This is a genomic window from Pseudomonas flexibilis (assembly GCF_000806415.1).
Lineage (GTDB): Bacteria > Pseudomonadota > Gammaproteobacteria > Pseudomonadales > Pseudomonadaceae > Serpens > Serpens flexibilis.
The window spans coordinates 205,997-219,451 of record NZ_JTAK01000002.1 but is presented as its reverse complement, the minus strand read 5'-3'; the positions used below and the strand labels follow the sequence as shown (position 1 = coordinate 219,451).

Annotated in this window: 13 protein-coding genes; 2 read left to right on the top strand and 11 right to left on the bottom strand. The window is 65.4% G+C overall.

Features of this window, described 5'->3' with window-relative positions:
• Window positions 1-224 precede the first annotated feature (224 nt).
• Both PT85_RS04780 and PT85_RS04775 read left to right on the top strand, forming a co-directional pair.
• The gene (locus PT85_RS04780; RefSeq protein ID WP_039606085.1) at window positions 225-929 is read left to right on the top strand and encodes an endonuclease; all 705 of its coding nucleotides are present in this window, start codon (window positions 225-227) and stop codon (window positions 927-929) included.
• A gap of 70 nt (window positions 930-999) precedes the next feature.
• Entirely contained in the window at window positions 1,000-1,875 is an 876-nt protein-coding gene (locus PT85_RS04775; RefSeq protein WP_039606084.1) for a carboxylate/amino acid/amine transporter, read from the top strand.
• Window positions 1,876-2,065: 190 nt separating this feature from the next.
• On the opposite strand, the gene PT85_RS04770 is transcribed toward PT85_RS04775, so the two are convergent.
• From PT85_RS04770 to ndk, 11 genes are all read right to left on the bottom strand, one after another.
• Window positions 2,066-2,848, bottom strand: a complete 783-nt coding sequence (locus PT85_RS04770) for an amidohydrolase (protein WP_039606083.1) — start codon at window positions 2,846-2,848, stop codon at window positions 2,066-2,068.
• A 23-nt stretch (window positions 2,849-2,871) separates the two neighbouring features.
• Window positions 2,872-4,023 (bottom strand): pyridoxal phosphate-dependent aminotransferase, encoded by a 1,152-nt coding sequence (locus PT85_RS04765; protein WP_039606082.1) that lies wholly within the window; start codon window positions 4,021-4,023, stop codon window positions 2,872-2,874.
• Window positions 4,024-4,217: 194 nt separating this feature from the next.
• A complete protein-coding gene (gene der / locus PT85_RS04760) occupies window positions 4,218-5,690 on the bottom strand; it encodes a ribosome biogenesis GTPase Der (protein ID WP_027589535.1) in 1,473 nt (490 codons plus the stop codon).
• A gap of 97 nt (window positions 5,691-5,787) precedes the next feature.
• The gene (bamB, locus tag PT85_RS04755; protein ID WP_037008531.1) at window positions 5,788-6,930 is read right to left on the bottom strand and encodes an outer membrane protein assembly factor BamB; all 1,143 of its coding nucleotides are present in this window, start codon (window positions 6,928-6,930) and stop codon (window positions 5,788-5,790) included.
• Between the two features lies 1 nt (window position 6,931).
• Window positions 6,932-7,564 (bottom strand): YfgM family protein, encoded by a 633-nt coding sequence (locus PT85_RS04750; RefSeq protein ID WP_039606360.1) that lies wholly within the window; start codon window positions 7,562-7,564, stop codon window positions 6,932-6,934.
• Between the two features lie 26 nt (window positions 7,565-7,590).
• Entirely contained in the window at window positions 7,591-8,883 is a 1,293-nt protein-coding gene (gene hisS / locus PT85_RS04745; protein WP_039606081.1) for a histidine--tRNA ligase, read from the bottom strand.
• Window positions 8,884-8,901: 18 nt separating this feature from the next.
• Complete coding sequence (ispG, locus tag PT85_RS04740) at window positions 8,902-10,011, bottom strand: flavodoxin-dependent (E)-4-hydroxy-3-methylbut-2-enyl-diphosphate synthase (protein ID WP_027589539.1); 1,110 nt, start codon at window positions 10,009-10,011, stop codon at window positions 8,902-8,904.
• Window positions 10,012-10,022: 11 nt separating this feature from the next.
• Window positions 10,023-10,934 (bottom strand): RodZ domain-containing protein, encoded by a 912-nt coding sequence (locus PT85_RS04735; protein ID WP_027589540.1) that lies wholly within the window; start codon window positions 10,932-10,934, stop codon window positions 10,023-10,025.
• Window positions 10,931-11,695 carry a type IV pilus biogenesis/stability protein PilW gene (gene pilW / locus PT85_RS04730; RefSeq protein ID WP_027589541.1) on the bottom strand — a complete coding sequence of 255 codons (765 nt, stop codon included), beginning with the start codon at window positions 11,693-11,695 and terminating at the stop codon, window positions 10,931-10,933. The genes PT85_RS04735 and pilW overlap by 4 nt, the downstream gene beginning before the upstream one ends.
• A gap of 44 nt (window positions 11,696-11,739) precedes the next feature.
• A complete protein-coding gene (gene rlmN / locus PT85_RS04725) occupies window positions 11,740-12,858 on the bottom strand; it encodes a 23S rRNA (adenine(2503)-C(2))-methyltransferase RlmN (RefSeq protein WP_039606080.1) in 1,119 nt (372 codons plus the stop codon).
• Between the two features lie 24 nt (window positions 12,859-12,882).
• On the bottom strand, window positions 12,883-13,314 hold the full coding sequence (gene ndk / locus PT85_RS04720) for a nucleoside-diphosphate kinase (protein WP_027589543.1): 432 nt from the start codon (window positions 13,312-13,314) through the stop codon (window positions 12,883-12,885).
• Window positions 13,315-13,455 lie beyond the last annotated feature (141 nt).

Below are 13,455 nucleotides of genomic sequence, written 5' to 3'. Positions count from 1 at the left end.
CCGGGGCTGGGCGCAACGTTTTTTGTAGGAGCGGCTTCGGCCACGATCGCGCCCGCTCAAAAGCATCGCGGCTGAAGCCGCTCCTACAGGTCAGCGCATCAGCCGCATTGTCTCTTTCCCCCTGCGCAAGCTCTTGTATTCCTTGCATTTATTAACCAACAGCAGGCTAGAATCGCGGCCTCACGCGCACGGATGCGCTCTCAGTCACGTTGTCGAGAGTTTCCATGCGCCTGCTGTTCGCCCTGCTGTTCATCGCCGTGCCTGTGCATTTCGCCCAGGCCGACGCCCCCCGCACCTTCGTCGAAGCCAAGAAGATCGCCTGGAAGCTATATGCCGAGCGACCGGTCGAGTTCTATTGCGGCTGCACCTACAAGGGCAATCGCGTCGATCTGGACAGCTGTGGCTACGAGCCGCGCAAGAACGCACAACGTGCCGGGCGCATCGAGTGGGAACACGTGGTACCGGCCTGGGTAATCGGCCACCAGCGCCAGTGCTGGCAGGACGGCGGGCGCAAGAACTGCACTGCCAACGACCCGGTGTTCAGCCGCGCCGAGGCCGACCTGCACAATCTGGTGCCGTCCATTGGCGAGGTGAACGGCGACCGCAGCAACTACGGCTTCGGCATGCTTACCCAGAAACCCCATCAGTACGGTGCCTGTCCGTTTGTGGTGGATTTCAAGCAGCGCACCGCCATGCCACCGGAGTCCACCCGGGGCGCGATCGCACGCATCTACCTGTACATGAGCGAGCGATACCACCTGCGCCTGTCGCGCCAGGATCAGCGCCTGTACGACATCTGGAACCGCCAGTATCCGGTGAGCGAATGGGAACAGTGGCGCAACCGCAAGATTGCCTGCGTGCAGGGCAACGCCAATCCCTATGTGGGCGAGGTGGACCTGTCCAGCTGCACACCGCTCGCCCGCCGCTGAGTTCGCCGCCGGGGCAATTGTGATCGGCCAGGGCAGCAGGTAATGTCGGCGCCCTGACCGGGAGTCCCACATGATCTATCTGCTTGTCGTCACCCTGCTCTGGGCGGTTTCCTTCAACCTGATCGGCGCCTTCCTGGCCGGTCAGGTCGACAGCTATTTCGCGGTCCTGACCCGGGTGGTCCTGGCCGGCCTGGTGTTCCTGCCGCTCACCCGCTGGCGCGGCGTGCCGCCACCGTTCATCCGCGGCGTGATGCTGGTCGGCGCGCTGCAGTTCGGCATCACCTACCTCTGCCTGTACCTGAGCTTCAACGTCCTGACGGTGCCGGAGGTGCTGCTGTTCACCGTGCTCACGCCGCTGCACGTGACGCTGATCGACGACGCCCTGAACCGACGCTTCAATGGCTGGGCGCTGCTGGCCGCCGCCCTGGCGGTATTCGGTGCGGCACTGATCCGCTATGACGACGTCAGCGGCGATTTCCTGCTCGGCTTCTTCCTGCTGCAGATCGCCAACTTCACCTTCGCCACCGGCCAGGTGCTGTACAAGCGCCTGGTGGCCCGCCATCCCTGCGACGTGCCGCTGTTCCGGCGCTTCGGCTACTTCTTCCTCGGTGCGCTGATCATCGTGTTGCCGGCCTGGCTCCTGCTGGGCAATCCGCAGCGCCTGCCGACCACCGATGTGCAATGGGGCGTACTGGTGTGGATGGGCCTGCTGGCCACCGCGCTGGGCCAGTTCTGGTGGAACAAGGGCGCCACCCAGGTGGACGCCGGCACCCTGGCGGTGATGAACAACCTCAGCGTACCGGTGGGACTGCTGATCAACCTGCTGGTCTGGAACACTGAAGAAGACCTGCTGCGCCTGACGGTCGGCGGCCTGATCATCGTTGGCTCGCTGTGGGTGAACCGGCTGGGCCGCAAACCTGGAATGGCGGCGGCACAGCGCGCCTGACGGCCCGCACGGTGGGTCGATAAAGCGCGCGCCCTACCCTGAACGCATCCGTAGGGTGGACAACGTTTTTCTTGTCCACCACCGCGCCGGCACGCACGGTGGGTCGATGAAGCGCGACCCACCCTACGATCTGCGCCTGGCGCGGGCTCGCCAGACGGCGGCCGGAAAAACGCCGACCGCCCTACGACTCTCATTTCAGCTCGAAGGCATCCGCATCCCGCCAGGCCGGAAAGCGTTCGCGAAAGCGCGCCAACTTGTCCGCGTTCAGGCTGATCTGGAACACGCCGTCGCCCTCCCCCGCGTCCAGCAGGCTATCGCCGAGAAAGTCCACCACCTGGCTGTCGCCACTGTAGGGATAGCCATGCCCATCGGTGCCGACGCGGTTCACCGCCGCCACGTAGCAGAGGTTCTCGATGGCCCGCGCGGGCAGCAGACGGTTCCAGGCGTTGCGCCGGGCCGCCGGCCAGTTGGCGGTGTAGAGCAAGAGATCGGTGCCCTGGGGATCGCGGCTCCACACCGGGAAGCGCAGGTCGTAGCAGATCAGCGGGCGCACCCGCCAACCCTTCAGCTCGAACAGCGCCTGCTCGCCACCCGGGGCGAAATGCTCGTGCTCGCCGGCCATGCGGAACAGGTGGCGCTTGTCGTAATAGCGCACCTGGCCATCCGGCTGCGCCCACAGCAGGCGGTTGCGGTAGCTACCGTCGGCCGCCTGGATGATCAGCGTGCCGGTGACCACCGCCTGCAGCCGCTCGGCCTGCTCCCGCAGCCAGGCATGGGTGGCGCCCTCCTCCGCTTCGGCCAGCGTCGCCGACTCCATGGAGAAGCCGGTGGTGAACATCTCCGGCAGGATGACCAGATCGGCACCGCGCGCCTGCTCCAGCAACTGCGCGAAGCGCTCACGGTTGGCCGGCGCGTCATGCCAGACCAGATCGGTCTGCACCAGGGCCAGGCGCAGGTCGGGTTTGTCACTCATGTCGAATCCTCACAGCCATCGGTTCATACGGCACACAGCTTCTCGGCCGCCTGGCGCAGGGTTTCCTCGCGCTTGGCGAAGCAGAAGCGCACCAGGCGCAGATCCGCCGGCGGCGTCTGGTAGAACACCGACACTGGAATGCAGGCCACCCCGTGTTCGCGGGTCAGCCACTGGCTCATCGCCACATCATCCAGGTCCGGGCGAATCGCCGAATAGTCGGCCAGCTGGAAATAGGTGCTCGGCGTCGGCGTGAAGCGCAGGCGCGATTCGGCCAGCAGCCCGCAGAACAGGTCACGCTTGGCCTGGTAGAAATCCGGCAGCTCGTCGACATGCTGCGGATAGGCGGCCATGTAGTCGGCCAGCGCCCATTGCAGCGGGGTGACGCCGGTGAAGCTCACGTACTGGTGCACCTTGCGCAGCTCGGCGGTGAGCGCCGGCGGCGCCACCACATAGCCGGTCTTCCAGCCGGTGACGTGGTAGGTCTTGCCGAAGGAGCTGACCACTAAGGCGCGTGCGTACAGCTCGTCGTGACGCAGCAGGCTGGCATGCTCGCGGCCGTCGAACACCAGGTGCTCGTAGACCTCGTCGCTGAGCAGGTAGATGTCCTCGCGACCGCGCAGCAGGCTGGCCAGGCGTTCCAGGTCGGCGCGTTCCAGCAGCGCACCACTGGGATTGTGCGGGCTGTTGAGGATGATCAGCCGGGTGCGCGGCGTCAGTGCGTCCTGCAGGCGCTGCCAGTCGATGGCAAAGTCCGGCAGGCTGAGCGGCAGATGGACGCAGCGCCCGCCGGCCAGCTGCACCGAGGGTTCGTAACTGTCGTAGCAGGGATCGAAGACGATCACCTCGTCGCCGGGGCTCACCAGCGCCTGGATGGCACAGAAGATCGCCTGGGTCGCGCCGGGGGTGATGGTGATTTCGGTATCGGCTTTTGCTTGGCGGCCGTACAGACGCGCCACCTTGGCCGCTACCTGCTCGCGCAGGGCCGGCAGGCCGGTCATCGGCGCGTACTGGTTGTGGCCGGCCATCACGTGGCGGCCGACCGCCTCGCGCAGCGCATCCGGCCCGTCGAAATCGGGGAAGCCCTGGGACAGGTTGATCGCCCCGACCTGCGTGGCAAGCTGGGACATGGTGGTGAAGATGGTGGTGCCGACGTGGGGCAGCTTGCTGTGGATCATGGGCTTCGACGCCAGGGAAACGGGGCGTCGAGCATAGAAGCGGGAAGCGGGAGGGTGCAAGCGGGAGGCATCTGCGGGGAACTCGTGGGAGCGAATTCATTCGCGAGCTTTTTGGAGCGGCCGGCTAGCTAGCTGAACCTGAATGAAAAGCTCGCGGACAAGTCCGCTCCCAACAAAGAACCGCACCGAAGCCGCTACTTCTTCTTGCGCTTCTTCTCGGCCTTCTTGTGGTGGGCCATCAGGCGGCGCTTCTTGTTCACCTGGCGGTCGGTGAGCTTGTTCTTCTTGCCCTCGAAGGGGTTTTCGCCGCCCTTGTACTCGATGCGGATCGGCGTACCCACCAGTTTGAGCACCTTGCGGAAGGTGTTTTCCAGGTAACGGGTGTAGGACTTGGGCACCGCTTCCACCTGGTTGCCGTGGATGACGATCAGTGGCGGGTTGGCGCCGCCCAGGTGGGCGTAGCGCAGCTTGATGCGGTGACCGTTGACCAGCGGCGGCTGATGCACCTGCACCGCGTCGGCGAGGATGTTGGTCAACCGGTTGGTGGGCCAACGGGTCACCGCCGAGTGGAAGGCGGCCTGCACGGATTTGTACAGATTGCCCACCCCGGTGCCATGCAGCGCGGAGATGAAGTGGATGTCGGCAAAGTCGACGAAGAACAGCCGGCGCTCCAGCTCTTTCTTCACGTAGTCGCGCTCGGAAGGCTCCATGCCGTCCCACTTGTTGAGCGCGATGACCAGCGCGCGGCCGGTCTCCAATACGAATCCCAGCAGGTTGAGGTCATGCTCGACCACGCCCTCGCGGGCATCCATCACGAACACCACCACGTTGGCGTCCTGGATGGCCTGCAGGGTCTTGACCACCGAGAACTTCTCGATGGCCTCGAAGATCTTGCCGCGCCGGCGCACGCCGGCGGTGTCGATCAGCGTGTACTTCTCGTCGTCACGCTCGAAGGGGATGTAGATGCTGTCCCGCGTGGTGCCGGCCTGGTCGTAGACCACCACCCGCTCCTCGCCGAGCATGCGGTTGACCAGGGTGGACTTGCCGACGTTGGGCCGGCCGATGATGGCGATCTTGATGCCATCCTTCTCGCTCGGGCCGGGAATGCGCGATGCCTCCTCGCCCTCGGCGACCTCTTCCTGCGCAACCGCTTCCAGCGCCTCGGCGTCTTCGTCCTTGGGGAACACACCCAGCACTTCTTCCAGCATCGGGTGAATGCCGCGGCCATGGGCTGCGGCAATCGGCAGTGCATCGCCCAGGCCCAGCGGGCTGAACTCGGCGCGCGCCAGATCGGGGTCGACGGTATCGACCTTGTTGGCAATCAGGAAGCTGCGTTTGTTGCGCTTGCGCAGGTGCTCGGCGATCAGCTCGTCCGCGGCGGTCAGTCCGGCGCGGGAGTCGACCAGGAACAGCACGGCGTCGGCTTCTTCGATGGCCAGCAGCGACTGCTCGGCCATCTTGGCGTCGATGCCTTCCTCGTCACCGGTAATGCCGCCGGTGTCGACGACGATATAGGTGCGGCCCTGCCACTTGGCCTCGCCGTACTGGCGATCACGGGTCAGGCCGGCGAATTCGGCGACGATGGCGTTGCGGGACTTGGTCAGGCGGTTGAACAGAGTCGACTTGCCCACGTTGGGGCGGCCGACCAGGGCAATTACGGGAACCATGCGGCTCTCCACTTTAAAAAATCAGAAAACACGAAGGCCGCTGCCCAGGCAGCGGCCGATCATTCGCAGCGACGACGCGCGGGTTCGCGCCCGGTCGCTATTCGATGGTCAGCGCCATCAGCTTGCCGCCATCGCCATAGACATACAGCCAGCCACCCACGGCGATCGGTCGGGCGCGCAGGCCGTCGCTGTCGACGCGGGTGCGGGCGACGAAGCGTCCATCCACCTGGCTGATCAGGTGCAGGTAACCCTCGTAGTCACCGAGCGCCACGTAGCTGGAAAACACCTCCGGGGCCGACAGCTGGCGACGGGCCAACTGGTCGTTGCTCCACAGCGCGGTGGTGGAGCGCTCGTCGATTCCCTCCACCGTGCCGTTGGCCTGGCTGAGGTATACGCTGCCGAAGCCCTGGGCGACACCGACCGAACTGGACGCTTCGCGCTGCCAGAGCACCCGGCCGCTGTTCAGGTCCAGCGCCGCCAGGCGCCCCTGGTAGCTGACCACGTACAAGGTGCTGCCGGAGACCAGCAACCCGCCGTCGATGTCGACGATACGCTCCAGTTCGGAACGCCCCTGGGGAACCGCAATCCGCTGCTCCCAGACCGGCAGACCACGACGCGCGTCAACGGCGATCACCTTGCCGGTGGACAGGCCGGCGATGGCCAGCTGGTTGGTCAGCAGTGGCGCACCGGTGCCACGCAGGGTCAGTACCGCCGGCGAACTCTCGTAGATCCAGCGCTGCATGCCAGTCGTGGCATCCAGGCCGATCAGGCGATCGTCCTGGGTCTGCACCACCACCACGTCGCCGTTGGTGGCCGGAGCGGCCAGCACCTCGCTGGTGGCCTTGGCCTGCCAGCGTTGCTCGCCGCTGTCGGCGTCCAGGGCGATCACTTCGCCCTTCAGCGTACCGACCAGCACCAGGCCGAAGCCGGCGCCCACGCCGCCGGACACCGGCAGCTTGAGCTTCTTCTTCCACAGCACCTTGCCGGTCAGGCGATCCATGGCCTGCACCAGGCCGTCGGCGTCGGCGGCGAAGATGCGTTCGCCATCCACCGCCGGCACCAGACGATTGAAGAGGTCCCCCTGGCCGTCGCCAATCGAGCGGCTCCATTCCTTGCGCAGCTTGAGCTCCGCCGTGAAGTCCGGCAGATCGGCCGGCGGCAGCTCCTTCTTGCTCGAACTGCCGCAACCGGCCAGTACGGCCATGCTGAACAGCAGCGCCCAGGTCCAGGGGGTTCTCACGTCAGGCGTCTCCGTTGGCCAGGTCGTCCAGCTTGATCTGCAGGGTACCGGCGGCACCGTTGACCGGCAGCGCTTCCTTGGCCTTGGTATAGGCGGCGAAGGCCTCCTGCTTGCGGCCCAGTTGCAGCAGCAGGTCGCCACGCACTTCCTCACGGCCAGCCAGGTAGGCGGCATCGACCTTGCCATCCAGCAGGGCCAGACCTTCCTCGCCCTTGCCTTGAGCGCTCAGCACGCGGGCCAGGCGCTGACGGGCCAGCTCTTCCAGGTCGGCGCTGGCGGGTTTGTCCAGCACGGTACGCAGCTCGGCCGCGGCTTCGTACAGCTGACCGGCCTCGACCGCCACCTTGGCGACGAACAGACTGCCGAACTGGGCATAGTGCGTACCGCCGAAGTCGTTCTTCAGCTGGGCAGCCAGCTCGGCGACCCGCGCGGTGTCAGGCTTTTCACTGCCGAGCGCGGTTTCCACCAGTTGCTGATAGACCACCGAGGCGCCCTGCGCCTTGTTGGTCTGATGGTTCTGCCAGGCCTGCCAGCCAAATACCACGGCCAGGGCCAGCAGCCCGCCAGTAACCAGCGGCATGCCGTTGCGGCTCCACCACTCCTTCAGACGGGCGATCTGTTCGTCTTCGGTCATGCTCACACCGATTCTCCTTATGTGTCTCAGGCGCGCAGTTGCAGCGACGCGGCCAGGTGGCCGGCCAGTGCATCCCAGCCAATGCTCTGTTGTTCGCTGTCATCGCGCAGCGGCTTGACGCCCACCACGCGCTGCGCCAGTTCGTCCTCGCCCAGGATCAGGGCGAAATGCGCGCCGCTCTTGTCGGCCTTCTTGAACTGGCTCTTGAAGCTGCCGGCGCCGGCATTCACCAGTACGCGCAGGCCCGGCAGGGTATCACGCAAGCGCTCCGAGAGCTGCAGCGCGGCCAGCTCCGCCGCTTCGCCGAAGGCGCAGATATAGGCATGGGGCGCGCGCGACAGTTCCGCCGGCACCAGGCCGAGGGTTTCCAGCAGCAGGACCAGGCGTTCCACGCCCATGGCGAAACCGACACCCGGCGTCGGCTTGCCGCCGAACTGGGCGACCAGGCCGTCATAACGGCCACCGGCGCATACGGTGCCCTGGGCGCCCAGCTTGTCGGTGACCCACTCGAATACCGTGCGGCCGTAGTAATCCAGGCCACGCACCAGCTTGGGATTGATCTCGTAGGCGATGCCCACGGCGTCCAGGCGCGCCTTCAGACCTTCGAAGTGCGCGCGCGACTCGTCATCCAGGTAGTCCGCCAGGGTCGGCGCATCGGCCAGCAGGGCCTGAGTCTGGGCGTTCTTGCTGTCGAGGATGCGCAGCGGATTGGTGGTCAGGCGACGCTGGCTGTCCTCGTCGAGCTGCTCGAAGCGCGCCTTGAGGTACTCGACCAGCGCGTCGCGGTAGCGGGCGCGGTCTTCGCTGGAACCCAGGCTGTTGAGCTGCAGGGTCACGGCATCGGCCATGCCCAGCTGCTTCCACAGGCGGGCAGTGAGGATGATCAGCTCGGCGTCGATGTCCGGACCCGGCTGATTGAACACTTCCACGCCGATCTGGTGGAACTGGCGGTAGCGTCCCTTCTGCGGCTTCTCGTAGCGGAACATCGGCCCCATGTACCAGAGCTTCTGCACCTGGCCGCCGCCGGACAGGCCATGCTCGAGCACGGCGCGCACGCAGCCGGCGGTGCCTTCCGGACGCAGGGTGAGGGATTCCTCGTTGCGATCCAGGAAGGTGTACATCTCCTTGTCCACCACGTCGGTGCCTTCGCCGATGCCGCGGGCGAACAGCTCGGTGTACTCGACGATGGGCAGGCGGATCTCGCTGTAGCCGTAGCTGTCCAGCAGCTCGGCGAAGGTGCCTTCCAGGTATCGCCACGCCGGGGTCTGCGCCGGCAGGATGTCGTTCATGCCACGGATGGCTTGCAGGGTCTTGCTCACGAAAATTCCTTAACTACTTCAGCTGCGCGCGATCACGGCGGCGTCGGCCGCCTGCTTTTCGGCGGCCTTGCGACGGATGAGCTGTTCCAGCTCGTCCACCAGATTGTCATTGGTCAGCTTCTGCGCCGGCTTGCCGTCGATGTAGACCAGATTGGGCGTGCCACCGGTGAGGCCGATGTGGGCCTCCTTGGCTTCGCCAGGCCCGTTCACCACGCAGCCGATCACCGCCACGTCCAGCGGCACCAGCAGGTCCTCGACGCGCTGCTCCAGCTCGTTCATGGTCTTCACCACATCGAAGTTCTGCCGCGAGCAGCTCGGGCAGGCGATGAAGTTGATGCCACGCGAGCGCAGGCGCAGGGACTTGAGGATGTCGAAGCCGACCTTGATCTCCTCCACCGGATCGGCGGCCAGGGAGATGCGGATGGTGTCGCCGATGCCTTCGGCCAGCAGCATGCCCAGACCGACTGCGGACTTCACGGTACCGGAGCGCAAGCCACCGGCCTCGGTGATGCCCAGGTGCAGCGGTTGGGTGATCTGCCTGGCGAGCAGGCGGTAGGCCTCCACAGCCATGAACACATCGGAGGCCTTGACACTGACCTTGAAGTCCTGGAAGTCCAGACGGTCCAGGTGCTCCACATGGCGCAACGCGGATTCCAGCAGTGCTTGCGGGGTCGGCTCGCCGTATTTCTTCTGCAGGTCCTTCTCCAGCGAGCCGGCGTTGACGCCGATGCGTATCGGGATGCCCTTGTCGCGGGCGGCATCCACCACGGCGCGTACGCGGTCTTCGCGACCGATGTTGCCCGGGTTGATGCGCAGGCAGTCGACACCCAGCTCAGCCACCCGCAGGGCAATCTGGTAGTCGAAGTGGATGTCGGCCACCAGCGGCACCTTGACCTGCTGCTTGATGCGGCCGAAGGCCTCGGCGGCGTCCATGTCCGGCACCGAGACGCGCACGATGTCGGCGCCGGCAGCTTCCAGGCGCTGGATCTGCGCCACGGTGGCGGCCACGTCGTGGGTGTCGGTGTTGGTCATGCTCTGCACCGCGATGGGTGCATCGCCGCCGACCGGGACCGAGCCGACCCAGATCTTGCGGGACACTCGGCGTTTGATGGGGGATTCGCTATGCATGGTGCTCGGCTCTATTCGCCCAGGCGCAGGTTGGCGGTCTGGGAACGGCGACCGCTGAGGTCGACAGGCTCCCCGTTGTAGGTGATCTGCGCGCCCTGCACGAAGCCCAGGCGCACCTGCATGGGTGCCGGGGCGCTCAGGTCCAGGCTTTCGCCCTTCTTCTTCAGCTGCGCGACATGCACCTTGCCGTTGGCATCGGTGACCTGCACCCAGCAATCTTCGATGAAGCTGATCTGCAGGCGACCTTCACCAGCGGCCGGCACGGGAGCAGCCACTGCGGCTTCGGCGGGCTCGCTGGGAGTGGGTTGCGCGACCATGGGCGTCTCGCCAGCAGCAGTCACACCCTCACCCTCCGGCAGGGCGGGCGGTGGCTCCAGCAGATCGATCGGCACTTGGGCCGCCTGTACGGCCTGATCCTCGGGTTCATCCAGAGTCAGCACCTCGGTGGACCCGTCGGCGGTGTCCACCTCGACGCGTTCGATCGGCGCGGTCGTGCGCGCCGGCGGCTCGCCGTAGCGTTCCTGCCACCAGAGCACGCCGATGCCGACCGCTACCAGCGACAGCGCGAACAGGCCGCCGCGCAGCACGTTGTGCGACAGACGCGCCGGCTCCTGCACCTTGCTCAACCCCTGCGGCGTACTGGCCGCCGGCTGGGTGCCGGTGAACTGATCGAACTCGTGGGCCAGTTCGGTGGCATCCAGGCCCAGCAACTTCGCATAGGAACGGATATAGCCACGCGCGAAGGTGGCACCGGGCAGCTTGTCGAACAGGCCGTCCTCGATGTAACGCACGGCATCCTCGGAGAGGTGCAACTGCAGGGCCACTTCGGCCCTCGACCAGTGCCGGGCTTCCCGGGACTGGCGCAGGCGTTCGCCCGGGTTGACCGGAGTCGTCATCGCGGATTCGCTGTTCGACGTGTTCATTTGTACTCCGACAGGTAGAGCTGATATTCCCGCGATGCGGGGTACAGGCGTTTGAGTTGCAGGCCGTAGCTGGCGGCCTGGCCGGCGTTGCCGAACACCCTGGCCAGGCGAATGCCGAGCAGCAGACTACGGGCATTCTGCTCCGAGAGGCCAGTGAAACGCTCGTAATAGTTACGCGCGGCCACATAGTCCTTGCGGTTGTAGGACAACTCGGCCATCGAGAGCAAGGCCTGCGGGCGATTGGCATTCAGGCGCAGGGCGCGCTGGAAGTGCTCGGCGGCCTGGTCGTCGCGCTTGAGCGCCTGGGCGGTCAGCCCCAGGTTCTCGAATACGCGCGAACGCTCTCCGTAGAGCGTGTCCTCGCTGGCCTGGCGATAACGCTCATAGGCCTGCTCGTAGCGCTTCTGCTCGTACAGAAAGGTGCCGTAGTTGTTGAGGATGCGGGCATCCTTCGGACGCACGGCCAAGGCCTTGCGGTAGTGCTGGTCGGCCAGCGCCGGTTCCATCTGGGTCTGGAACACCAGGGCCAGGGCGGCATGGGCATCGGCGTGGTTCGGGTCGATCTCCAGCGCCTTGCTCAACGGTTCCTTGGCGCGCTCGCTGGCGCCCTTCTGCAGGTAGCCGATGCCCAGCTGGATATAGGCGTCGCGAGCCTGCTCGCGGCCCTGGGGGGTACTCAGCGGATTCATGCCGCTGGTGTGAGACATGCAGCCGGCCAGCAGGCCAGTCAGACAGATCATGGTCGCAAGGCGCAAACTCATGCGATGGCAACTCCCTTCAGATACGGCGGTCGGTTGCCGGCGCCTCACCCTTCGGCATTCAGCTGGCGCACGGCAATGTAGCGTTCGCTGCGTCGGGTACGGTCCTGGACCTGCCCCACCAGCTGGCCGCACGCAGCGTCGATGTCGTCGCCCCGGGTGGTGCGCACGGTGACGTTGTAGCCGGCCTGCTGGAGAAGATCCTGGAAACGGCGGATGGCGTTGTTGCTCGGCCGCTCATAACCGGAATGCGGGAAGGGATTGAAGGGAATCAGGTTGATCTTGCAAGGCATGTCGGCGAGCAGCGCGATCATCTGCTCGGCGTGTTCGGGCTGATCGTTGACACCCTGCAGCAGGGTGTATTCGACCGTCAGGTAGCGCTTCTCGCCCAGCTTGTCGATGTAGCGTCGGCAGGCGGCCAGCACCACATCCAGCGGGTACTTCTTGTTGATCGGCACCAACTGGTTGCGCAGCTCGTCGTTGGGCGCGTGCAGCGACAGGGCCAGGGCCACGTCCGTCACTTCACCCAGCTTGTCGATCATCGGCGCCACGCCGGAGGTGGACAGCGTCACCTTGCGCTTGGAAATGCCGTAGCCGAGGTCGTCCATCATGATGCTCATGGCGGCGACCACATTGTCGAAGTTCAGCAGCGGCTCGCCCATGCCCATCATCACCACGTTGGTGATGGCGCGGTCGATCTTCGCCGGCACGGTGCCGAACGACTTGTTGGCGATCCACACCTGGCCGATGATCTCGGCGGCGGTCAGGTCGCTGTTGAATCCTTGCTTGCCGGTGGAGCAGAAGCTGCAATCCAGCGCGCAGCCGGCCTGGGAGGACACACACAGGGTGCCGCGCCCGTTCGCCGGGATGTATACGGTCTCGACGCAGCTGCCGGACGCCACGCGCACTACCCACTTGCGGGTGCCGTCGCTGGAAATGTCCTGGCTGACGATCTCGGGACCGCGAATCTCGGCACAGGCCCTGAGCTTTTCGCGCAGGGCCTTGCCGAGATTGGTCATGGAGTCGAAGTCATCGACGCCAAAGTGGTGAATCCACTTCATGACCTGGCCGGCCCGGAAGCGCTTCTCGCCGATGGACTCGAAGAACTGTTCCAGTTGCGGCTGGGTCAGGCCCAGCAGGTTCACGAGGCCGGTTTGAGCAGTCATGGATTCACCTATCTACCCGCTCGCTTAGCGAATGCGGTCGCACAGCTCGGTGGTGGAGAAGAAGTACGCGATTTCGCGGGCAGCGGAGGCTTCCGAGTCGGAACCGTGCACGGCGTTCTCGTCGATGGAAACGGCGAAGTCAGCACGGATGGTGCCGGCAGCAGCTTCCTTCGGGTTGGTGGCGCCCATCAGCTCGCGGTTCTTGGCAACGGCGTTTTCGCCTTCCAGCACCTGAACGATGACCGGACCGGAGGTCATGAAGGCAACCAGATCCTTGAAGAAGCCGCGCTCCTTGTGCTCGGCGTAGAAGCCGGCGGCTTCGCGCTCGGACAGCTGCACCATCTTGGAGGCGACGACGCGCAGGCCGGCCTTTTCGAAACGGGTGGTGATTTCACCGATGACGTTCTTGGCGACGGCATCCGGCTTGATGATGGAGAAGGTACGTTGAACGGCCATGGGATCACTCCAGAAGGCGGGGTTGGATGAAGCGGAAAAATGAAGGCGCACGATTATACGGATGAAGGTAGTCGCAGGCTATACGCGGTGCGGAGGCACCTGCCTGTGGGAGCGAATTCATTCGCGAGCGTTCGGATGGCC

What these genes read in the sequence shown, in the direction of transcription:
- PT85_RS04775 (WP_039606084.1), top strand. Translation starts at nt 1,000, where the DNA reads ATGATCTATCTGCTTGTCGTCACCCTGCTCTGGGCGGTTTCCTTCAAC.
- pilW (WP_027589541.1), bottom strand. Translation starts at nt 11,695, where the DNA reads ATGAGTTTGCGCCTTGCGACCATGATCTGTCTGACTGGCCTGCTGGCC.
- PT85_RS04750 (WP_039606360.1), bottom strand. Translation starts at nt 7,564, where the DNA reads ATGACCGAAGACGAACAGATCGCCCGTCTGAAGGAGTGGTGGAGCCGC.
- der (WP_027589535.1), bottom strand. Translation starts at nt 5,690, where the DNA reads ATGGTTCCCGTAATTGCCCTGGTCGGCCGCCCCAACGTGGGCAAGTCG.
- PT85_RS04765 (WP_039606082.1), bottom strand. Translation starts at nt 4,023, where the DNA reads ATGATCCACAGCAAGCTGCCCCACGTCGGCACCACCATCTTCACCACC.
- ndk (WP_027589543.1), bottom strand. Translation starts at nt 13,314, where the DNA reads ATGGCCGTTCAACGTACCTTCTCCATCATCAAGCCGGATGCCGTCGCC.
- ispG (WP_027589539.1), bottom strand. Translation starts at nt 10,011, where the DNA reads ATGCATAGCGAATCCCCCATCAAACGCCGAGTGTCCCGCAAGATCTGG.
- rlmN (WP_039606080.1), bottom strand. Translation starts at nt 12,858, where the DNA reads ATGACTGCTCAAACCGGCCTCGTGAACCTGCTGGGCCTGACCCAGCCG.
- PT85_RS04735 (WP_027589540.1), bottom strand. Translation starts at nt 10,934, where the DNA reads ATGAACACGTCGAACAGCGAATCCGCGATGACGACTCCGGTCAACCCG.
- PT85_RS04780 (WP_039606085.1), top strand. Translation starts at nt 225, where the DNA reads ATGCGCCTGCTGTTCGCCCTGCTGTTCATCGCCGTGCCTGTGCATTTC.
- PT85_RS04770 (WP_039606083.1), bottom strand. Translation starts at nt 2,848, where the DNA reads ATGAGTGACAAACCCGACCTGCGCCTGGCCCTGGTGCAGACCGATCTG.